General features: G+C 42.0%; 8 protein-coding genes. 2 read left to right on the forward strand and 6 right to left on the reverse strand.

Annotated elements, in window-relative coordinates:
• Window positions 1–15 precede the first annotated feature (15 nt).
• Complete coding sequence (locus F9817_RS14560; RefSeq protein WP_161156795.1) at window positions 16–840, reverse strand: DUF2076 domain-containing protein; 825 nt, start codon at window positions 838–840, stop codon at window positions 16–18.
• 431 nt (window positions 841–1,271) lie between these two features.
• On the opposite strand from F9817_RS14560, the gene yegD reads away from it, so the two are divergent.
• Window positions 1,272–2,624, forward strand: a complete 1,353-nt coding sequence (yegD, locus tag F9817_RS14565; protein WP_161156797.1) for a molecular chaperone — start codon at window positions 1,272–1,274, stop codon at window positions 2,622–2,624.
• 48 nt (window positions 2,625–2,672) lie between these two features.
• Here the strand turns inward: yegD and F9817_RS14570 are convergent, their stop codons facing one another.
• The 3 genes from F9817_RS14570 to F9817_RS14580 form a co-directional block, all read right to left on the reverse strand.
• Complete coding sequence (locus F9817_RS14570; RefSeq protein ID WP_161156799.1) at window positions 2,673–3,761, reverse strand: glycerol dehydrogenase; 1,089 nt, start codon at window positions 3,759–3,761, stop codon at window positions 2,673–2,675.
• Between the two features lie 334 nt (window positions 3,762–4,095).
• Window positions 4,096–4,749, reverse strand: coding sequence for a 5,6-dimethylbenzimidazole synthase (gene bluB, locus F9817_RS14575; RefSeq protein ID WP_161156801.1), 654 nt, complete (start codon window positions 4,747–4,749; stop codon window positions 4,096–4,098).
• Window positions 4,750–4,848: 99 nt separating this feature from the next.
• Window positions 4,849–5,340 (reverse strand): hypothetical protein, encoded by a 492-nt coding sequence (locus F9817_RS14580; RefSeq protein ID WP_161156803.1) that lies wholly within the window; start codon window positions 5,338–5,340, stop codon window positions 4,849–4,851.
• A 459-nt stretch (window positions 5,341–5,799) separates the two neighbouring features.
• Between F9817_RS14580 and F9817_RS14585 the strand changes: the two genes are divergently transcribed.
• Complete coding sequence (locus F9817_RS14585; RefSeq protein ID WP_161156805.1) at window positions 5,800–7,059, forward strand: YeeE/YedE family protein; 1,260 nt, start codon at window positions 5,800–5,802, stop codon at window positions 7,057–7,059.
• A 346-nt stretch (window positions 7,060–7,405) separates the two neighbouring features.
• On the opposite strand, the gene F9817_RS14590 is transcribed toward F9817_RS14585, so the two are convergent.
• A complete protein-coding gene (locus tag F9817_RS14590) occupies window positions 7,406–8,773 on the reverse strand; it encodes an L-cystine transporter (RefSeq protein WP_161156807.1) in 1,368 nt (455 codons plus the stop codon).
• Window positions 8,774–9,129: 356 nt separating this feature from the next.
• Window positions 9,130–9,558, reverse strand: a complete 429-nt coding sequence (locus tag F9817_RS14595; RefSeq protein ID WP_161156809.1) for a hypothetical protein — start codon at window positions 9,556–9,558, stop codon at window positions 9,130–9,132.
• Between the last annotated feature and the right edge of the window lie 232 nt (window positions 9,559–9,790).

Consider the following 9,790-nt stretch of genomic DNA (forward strand, 5'->3'; position numbering starts at 1 on the left):
TAGAGAGATGAGTGATTAGCTAATATCATCAAAGTCGTCAAAGCCACCACCATCGAAACCGCCGCCAAAGCCACCAGAGAATGGGTCATCACCCCCACCGAAGTTATCTCCGCCAAATAGGTTATCGTTATTGCTTGGGTCAAAACCAGTGTCGGCAAATCCTCCCGTACCGAAACCGTTATCCATGGAGCTGTTATCAAAGCCGCCATTATCAAAGCCACTATTGTCGAAGCCACTATTCATGAAGTCAGCATCATTCATGTTGTCGCCAAATCCACCATCCATGTTACCCATGTCTGGATTTTCATTGATGATGTTTACAATCTCTTCTGGTTGATGATGGCTAAACATATCCATCATTAGATTACCTAAAACTACACCACCAGCAACACCCGCTGCCGTTTGTAAGGCACCACCTAAGAAGCTGCTACCACGGTTATAGCCACCCCCATTCGGTGCGTAGTTGTTGTATCCACTCTGTGGACCTTGACCGTAACCATTGTTGGGTTGACCAAAAGGAGCACGCTGTTGACCTTGTTGCCACTGGTTACGGGGCTGCTGTTTATTTCCACCAAATAGGTTTGAGAAAAAACCGCCAGATTGTTGTTGCTGCGCTTGTTGCAACTGGCGTTGAAGTGTTTCTACCTGAGCATGTAATTGCTTCATGGTGGCTTCTTGCATGATCATGGTTTGCGCCATGTAATAGGGCGCTGAAGGTTGAGCCACAACATGTTTTTCGATCAATGATTCAGCTTCACGATCGCGGTTACTGTTTTGTTTTTCAGCTTGTTGCAGGCGCTGAAACAAATCATCAATCATCTGTTTTGTATTGGTATCCATATCATTACCTCTGTAATCGCTTGTGGATCGCTTTATTAATTGGTCTACAAAAATGGGACAAAGTTCAAACTTTATAAGCGGTAGACCGTGATAACCAGCAGTAACCCTCCGAAACAATTGGATGTCTTGTGTAACCCAACCCTGCTTAATAAATTGGTATTCAGACACAATAATTCAAGGGTACAAAGCTAATGGACATGCGCAGTGAGGTTGGCATTACCAAGCTGCATTATCAATAAATATGGCTGACTAAATTGGACAGTCTAAGCTGGACAGTCCGCATCCATTATCAAATCGACAGCGGCAGTTTGGACTCGGTTTACTCTCAATTCTATGATTTGTCACGCCCTAAAATAACGATTCTAGCTGGAGTTCAACCAGTAATTGCTGTATTTTGTGCAACCTTTTTCTCTTCAACGCTTGGGAGTTTTATGTATATCGGATTTGATTATGGCACCTCTAACTGTTCCATCGCGCATATGCTTGATGGACAACCAACTCCTATAGCGGTAGAAGGGGACAATATTTATATTCCGTCGACGGTCTCTGCACCTACGCGTGAATCGGTGACCGAACACCTATTTCGCTTTTGCAATATAAAACCTATCGATCAAGTTGGTGAAAGCTTGTTGCGCCGTGCAATTGCTTTCAACCAAGACGAAGGAATAGAGCTTGATCGTCGCGACATTAACTTTGGTCAGGCCGCGCTCGATCATTATCTTCAAGACCCGCAGTTTACTTATTACGTGAAATCGCCCAAATCATTTTTGGGCAGTATGGGATTACGCGACATTCAGGTGCAATTCTTTGAGGATCTGGTATGTGCCATGATGGTAAACATCAAATCTCAAGGTGAAAACCAGCTTGGACAGTCAATCGACGAGACCGTTATCGGTCGCCCTATCCACTTCCAAGGTCGAGGTGGTAATGATTCAGACCAACAAGCTGAAGCGATATTGTTACGCGCCGCAACGCGAGCTGGCTTTAAGAATGTTGAGTTTCAATTTGAACCTGTCGCAGCGGGGCTGGAATATGAAGCATCGTTAACCGAAGATAAATTGGTGCTTGTTGTCGATATTGGCGGAGGTACGACTGACTGTTCTTTATTACAAATGGGGCCAAACTGGGCTGGAAAAAATGATCGTAGCGATTCTTTAATCGCCCACTCTGGTGAGCGAGTCGGGGGTAACGATCTCGATATTCACGTTGCATTTCGCCAGTTGATGCCTGCCTTTGGTTTTGGTTCTAAGATGGTATCAGGGCTAGAGATGCCGATTACCCAATTTTGGAATCCTGTGGCGATTAACGATTTACCTGCACAAACGGATTTTTATACCAAAGAAAACTTTAAAGCACTTAAACAGCTACATAAGGACGCTAAAGATCCCGCCAAATTGGCCCGTCTAATTGAATTGCATCAAGAAATTCTAGGTCATGGCGTCGTGCGCCGAGCCGAAGAAGCTAAAATAGGGCTCTCCAAACAAGATGTATTTACTTCAACATTGGATTTCTTATCTCATGCCGTAGACGTTGATATCAATAGAAACGACATGATGGAAGCGATTGAATCCCCAAAAACTAAAATGATGCGCTTGGTTCAAGATGCGTTGGCACAAGGCGGTCGTAAACCGGATGTGGTTTATATGACGGGCGGGTCAGCTAAATCTCCTATTTTACGTCAGGCTGTTGAGGAAATATTACCTGGTATTCCTTTGGTGAGTGGTAATGATTTTGGTTCAGTAACGGCAGGATTAGCGCGTTGGGCTGAGGTGTGTTTTCGCTAGAAGATAAGCAGGACAGTCCAAATTGGACTGTCCAATATCATGGTTATTTTATTTCTGACAACCTAACTCATGGGCTGTCAAAATTGCTGATAATACGGCATCCGTTGTCACTTCGAATGGCATATTGTGAATCGTTTCATCTGGTACGCTTGATGCTGCCGCAACTTCACGTAACTTATCGATATCAATCGTTTTAACACCCAAATCAAAGAGGTTGGTTGGTAAGCCAACAGAACGGCAGAAATCAAGTACGGTATTAATTTCTTCCAGTGGTGCGTTTTCTAACACCAGTTGCGCAAGTGTACCAAATGCCACTTTTTCACCGTGATACATGTGGTGGCATTCTTCCAATTTAGTCATACCATTATGGATAGCATGAGCACCCGCAAGGCCTGAACTTTCAAAGCCGATACCCGACAATAGTGTGTTGGCTTCAATGATATTCTCTAAGGCTTTGCTTGAGAGGTTATTATCACTTGCCAATTTTGCTTTGTAGCCATCAGCAAGCAATGTTTCATAACACAGTTTTGCCAAAGCTTGGGCGGCAAGAGTTTGAGCACCGCCTGCCATTGTTTGTTTGCCAGAACGGGTATTGGCGCGTGCTTCAAAGTAAGTAGACATCGCGTCACCCATACCTGCAACAAGTAATCGAGTTGGAGCATTGGCAATAATTTGTGTATCAAGCACAACCATGTCTGGGTTTTTAGGGTAAACCAAGTATTCAGAAAACTCCCCTTCAGGAGTATAAATGACTGAAAGGGCACTGGTTGGTGCGTCAGTAGAAGCCAGTGTTGGCATGATAGATACTGGACACTCATTATAAAAAGCCACTGCTTTTGCCGTATCCAGTGTTTTACCACCACCAACGCCAACGATAACGTCAATATTCTTTTCTTTTGCTAAAGCAACAAGGCGTTCAATTTCAGGACGGCTGCATTCCCCATTAAACAAAGCCATGTGCATGTTTAGACCAGCGTTAGAGAAACTTTGATCAACTTTCTTGCCTAGTAAACCAGTCACAAAACTGTCGGCGAGAACTAACGCATTGCTCCCCATTGGTTTGATGTATTTACCCAAAGACTCGATAGAGTTCGGTCCTTGAATGTATTTGCTTGGGGAAATAATGATGTTATCCATAGGGGCCTCCATAACAGTGCTGTTGGACTGGTTCGTCCAAATCTAGATAATTGCAATAAGCGACAACACTGGTTGGTTTTATTTTAAGTGTACGCAGAACGCGAGGTAAAATTGATGTTAGTAGGGACTCAACATCAATATGGTTACCATCATACTTAGGGATGAATCGGTTTTTTGAGAGAGAGCTTATGTTTTAAAATATTAATAAAAACATAATATTATGAATAATTATAAGTATCCCTGTTCGTATTTGTTCACATCATGTTTTATTAGGGAGGAAGTAAAAGAACATACCATTTGGACTGTCCGGTCTAGGCAGCCCAAATGTGATGGTTTAATCAGTAGGGTAGCTTTGTGAAAAGGTAAAGGATTCGATCGGTTTGCGAGATTCCCATTTTAAGGTTTCTAGTTCTGGGACAGAATGAAATTCCTTTACATAACCAAGGCAAAGATAGGCAACTAACTTGCGGTTTTGGGGAGCATTGACAATAGTTTTGACGGTTTCTGGATTGATGATGCTAACCCAACCCAGGCCAAGGTTCATTGAACGAGCCATTAGCCACATATTTTGAATGGCACAAACCACACTGTATTCACCAGCTTCCGCCATCGAATTTTGCCCAAGAATCGGCTCGTTAGGCTTTTTATAAAAGACGGCGATATTTATCGGTGCTTCAAGAATACCTTCTAACTTTAACTGATGATAAAGCGCTTGTTTTTCCGTGGAAAACTTATCAGCAGCGATTTTTGTTTCGGTGGCAAAACTTTGATGAACTTGCTGTTTTATATCATTGTCTTTGATGACGACAAATTCCCAAGGTTGTGAGTAGCCCACTGAAGGACCGAGTGCCGCCGCTGTGATGAGTTCATTAATTTGTTGGTCGGAAATTGCATCGGGTAAAAAGTTGTTACCTCGAATATCACGTCTTAACAGAATGAGGTCGCGTAATGTCTGTTGCTCTTGAGAGCTAAATTGACGATTGTTCATCGACAACAAGTCCTTTTAATTATAAGTAAATGGATCGAGTGATAGTAAAAGTGAATCAGTATCTATTGATAAAATAGTGAATATTAAGTGAGGAGGGCATTAAAACAGATGATCTTCTTCGTTGTCTTTAATTTTTTGAATTTTTACTGAATACCAAATGGCAAACATCACATCAACGGGCATTAGAATAAAACTGATAATAAACAGATAAAATGCCTTTTTCATACCAGGATATAAGCTTTCCATCACATTGATTTCTGGAAAGTGTTTGGCATAGACGACAGGTAATTTACTGCCGATGGGATAGGGGAAATCGTCTTTAAAACTATCCACCTGATATTCACCTTCTAAGTTAACATCTAAAGAGGGAGAAAATCGGTATTTGATAAAAATAATATCTTTGTGGCGATGGTTTTCGTTGATTGCAATAACAGAACCCAGCGTAGAATCATAATCATAGCGAATCAATCCATACGTGAAGGCTTGCGTCTTTGAGTAGGCAATCAGTACGGCAAAGATAAAACCAACAATGACCAGCACCAATCGTCGCTGTTGCAATTTAACTAAATAGTTATGATTATCCTGATACATTTATTGAGGAGTTCCTCTGGCTCATTTTATACAAGAAAAGCAGTAAAAGTACTTATTACGCGCTGCGCCATTTGGTGTCATTGAGGTGATTTGGGCTTAATAGACAAATCCCTGTAAAATTTGCGGTCAAAGAATAACGTTAGTTTTCTCATGTTTAAAGTGTAGAAGTTAACTTTTTATTCCTCTGCTAAATAGTTCGGATGTTTTTTATGGATCACTGATTACTGATTGAGTTGTCATTGATGACATGATGTGATGTGACTGAACTATCAATTCCTATGTTATTGATTTTCATTATTTATAGTGTGAAACCGATTTCTTAATTTGTGAATTTTGCTATTAAGTTAGATCAAAAAGTTATATTTAAACTTGTCAATATTGAATCTTGATCATGTTAGCCTGTGCTCCCTTTGTGTTCTGCACACGAATTTTAGTTAGTCATCTCACAGGTTAAATCACATGAATAAGACACAAGCATGTTGGGCGACAGGTATTGCGCTTATCACGTTGTTACTTGGCGCAACTTTACTCGATAATGCATCACTGTTTCTCCGACTTCTGATGGGGCTTGCGCTTGGGTTCGCGCTTACGAAAGGATCGTTAGGATTTGCTGGTAGTGTTAACCGTGCTTATCGTCGCGGTTCAACGCAATTATTACAAACGCTAATGCTTATGTTTGTGGTCACTGCAGTCATTAATGCGGGATTACTGTTTAATGCTGATTCCGGTGATTATCGCTTATGGGTTAACCCGATTAACATGGGACTACTTATTGGTGGGGTGATGTTTGGCGCTGGAATGAGCTTGTCTAGCTGCTGTGCAACTGGGGTTATGGTTGAGATGGTTGGCGATATCCCTCGTGCGTTAACCACGTTGTTTTTCTTTGGTGCTGGCGTCTTTTTCGGCTTTCCATTACAAGCCACTCAAGGTTGGATTCGCCAAACGGTAATGTCGACTAAAAGCTATGAAGGAAAAGGTGTGTTTTTACCGGATCTGTTTAGTTGGGGACCTTTGCACGGTTACTTCTTTGCTGTTCTTGTCACAATTGCTTTTGCCCTAATCGTGGTAATGGCTGCTAAGAAATACCAACAGCGCCGTGAAGATATTGGTACTTATTACGGAGTTGATGGCGAGATGATGCGTGAACAAGTATCACGTAAAACACAACCGCAAAGCGCAGTACTGTGGAGCCAACAAAACTATCTGCGTTGGTTTGGTAATGTTTGGCAAATGAGTACTTCGGCACTCGTCATTGCGCTTATCTTTGGTGTGATGATGGTTGCTACGGGGTCTGGCTGGGGGGCTTCGACTCCTTTTGGTGTCTGGTTCGGTAAATTGTTGATGGCTTTTGGTGTCAGCTCTGCAAATATTGCGGCGTTTACTCACCGCCCTGAAGCGTTATTCAATCTACCTTTCTTTAGTCACAGCGTAAGTGTGCAAAACTTAGCGATTATGATTGGTACGTTAGTCGCGGTACTCTATTTAGGTAAGTTCTCTTTATCGTTGAAGAATAATTATACCATTCGTCATTATGCGCTGTTTGCATTGGGTGGTTTGTTGATGGGCTTTGGTACTCGTTTTGCTAACGGTTGTAATGTGGGGGCTCTCTTTACCCCTATTGCGAATTTTTCATTATCAGGTTGGGTGTTCCTAATCGTGTTACTGCTTGGCGGTGTGCTCGGTAATAAGTTGCAAGCCAGCGTACTAAAGCAATGTTAATGATGGAATAGATGAGTTGCGGTTGACGCAGTTTATAAGGCCTGATTTCGAATCCTATCGTAATCAGGCCTTTTTATTGTTCAGCTGATTTATATACCCAAATAACCTCAAGATACTGTTTCTGCGAGAATGGTTTCGCCCTTTGGGAGCTCATCAATAAACCTATCTCTGCGCCCAATCACGTTGAAAGGGAATGACCATTCCTGCCGTGATTGAACTTGACCTATGTTCGTTGATGAGGCTCTGAATCCTGCATTTTGAGGTCATTTGGGTATAGTTGGGGGCAACCAAACTAACTAAAAAGAAAAGGCGTACCAGTAGGTACGCCTTACCTCTTAAATCTCAATTACTGTTGGGTGACAACGTCAGGTTGATGAACCTGTTTTAGTAGTCGACTTGTAATCGTTCCGGCTGTCATTGCACCAGACACATTGAGAGCGGTACGAGCCATATCGATGAGTGGTTCAATCGAGATAAGCAACGCTGCAATAGTGACAGGTAACCCCATCGCTGGTAGAACAATTAATGCAGCAAAGGTCGCACCACCACCCACTCCGGCAATACCAAAAGAACTAATCGTCACGATAGCGACTAACGACATAATAAAGTGAGCGTCTAATGGATTGATGCCCATTGTTGGCGCAACCATAACCGCTAACATTGCTGGATAGATACCAGCACAACCATTCTGACCGATAGTAGCGCCAAAGGATGCGGCTAAGTTCGCAATTGCTGGTGGAACGTTAAGTTTGGTTATTTGGGCTTCAACGTTAAGCGGAATTGTTGCTGCTGAGCTGCGCGAACTAAACGCGAAAGTGAGTACCGGCCAAATTTTGGTGAAATACGCTTTAGGGCTTACACCAACGAAAGAAACCAGTAAACCATGTACTAAAAACATAATGGCAATGGCTAGATAAGACGCGACGATAAAGCCTAATAGTTTAAGAATGTCATTTGCACTTGAAGTCGCGACTACTTTAGTCATAAGAGCTGCGATACCGTAGGGGGTAAGAGCCATGACCATTTTTACTAAACGCATTACGATCGCTTGAACTGATTCAACAAATGAGCGAATTGGAGCTTCAAGTTCTTGTTTCTCAATCATTACTTTGCGAGTGGCAATGCCCACTAATACGCCGAAAATAACCACAGCAATGATAGAAGTCGAACGAGCGCCTGTTAAATCAGCAAAAGGGTTGGTTGGGATGAAGCTTACCAGCATTTGTGGAATAGTAAGATTCGCAACGGTAGAGGCCTTAGTAGTCAAAGCGGCCATCCGAGCGACTTCTCTTGACCCTTCGGTTAATCCAGCTGATGTTAAACCAAATGCCTGTGCGATAAAGATACCGATAAGGGCCGCGATTGCAGTCGTAAACAGCAATACCCCAATGGTTAACGTTGAAATCTTACCTAAAGATCCGTTTTTATCTAAACGAACAACCGCAGAGATCATCGACACTAAAACGAGTGGCATTACTACCATTTTTAGTAGTCCTACATACCCATTGCCAGCAATGGCAACCCAAGAGAGCACCTGTTGAGTGTTTGGTTGACCTTCTCCAAACGTAAATTGAAGGCCGAAACCGAATAGACTACCTAACACTAAGCCGATAAGAACTAAGCGAGATAGTGTATTGGTTTTGCTTTGCTGATGAAAAATCACCGCAAGAATGCCAATGAATATCGCTAATGCCGCGATAACCGAAAGTGACATAGTAATTCCTTATTATATTGAAGACTGTTATTTGGATGTTTCATTCTTATCACTTCATCGCTTGTAGCGAGATTAAGCGATAGGAAATATTAAGTTTGGTAAATGAGAGGCAGATCTCCCAAACTCAAGACTGCGATATGATAAACGCAAATTCTATTGATGGAATTGACAAATACACCATGGCTATATGATTTAGTTATAACTTAGTCAAATTAGTTGTTAAGAGGTCATTTGGGGATATTGTTGTCAGAATTGGTATTGACAGAAAAGCAATCAATAGCTGCGTTGCGAAAGGGAAGGAATAAAACGAAAAAAGGTCCCAAAAGGGACCTTTTCCATAAATCTTTTAGCAAGAATTATTTCACGCTAGTGATAGTACCTTTGTAACCAGTCACTTTCACGTGGATTTTCTTGAATACTACGTAGTCTTCAGTAGTGATTTCGTAGCGAGGAGCAACGATTAGATCTGCGCCAGATGCTTTAACAGCATTGTAAGCTGCAGCTGCTTTAGCAGAAGCTGATGGGTCTGCGAAAGATAGTGCACCACCTGTACCGTAATCTACGCCATCAACGAAGTGATCACCTGCACCCCATTTGATTAGGCCCATAAGAACGTTTGCAGTAGCTTCGCCAGAGATTTTTTGACCAACTTTGATGTCAGCTTTTACTGAAGATTCAACGTTTGCTACCAAACCAGAAGTTGGTTGGCTTGCATTGTAAGAAGAACAGCCAGCAAGAAGAGTTAGAGCCACTGCAGCAGCAGATAGTTTAAGTTTGTTTGTCATTTTATTTCCTAATTACCTAGTTTAAATGTGACGTTCACGTCAACAGCATGTGACGCTTTCGTAGCACTTGTGTGACGTTTGCGGGATTCATTATAGCGAACCTTAATATTTGTCCTATGGCTGCGATTATATTCTGGAATACACTTCACACTAGTTTTATTAGTGATTTATCAATTGCTTCAATTATGGGACTAATATCAAAATTTAATTTTTAATTTTATCAATTATAAGG

Origin of the sequence: Vibrio eleionomae, assembly GCF_009874545.1 — a bacterium.
GTDB classification, from domain to species: domain Bacteria; phylum Pseudomonadota; class Gammaproteobacteria; order Enterobacterales; family Vibrionaceae; genus Vibrio; species Vibrio nitrifigilis.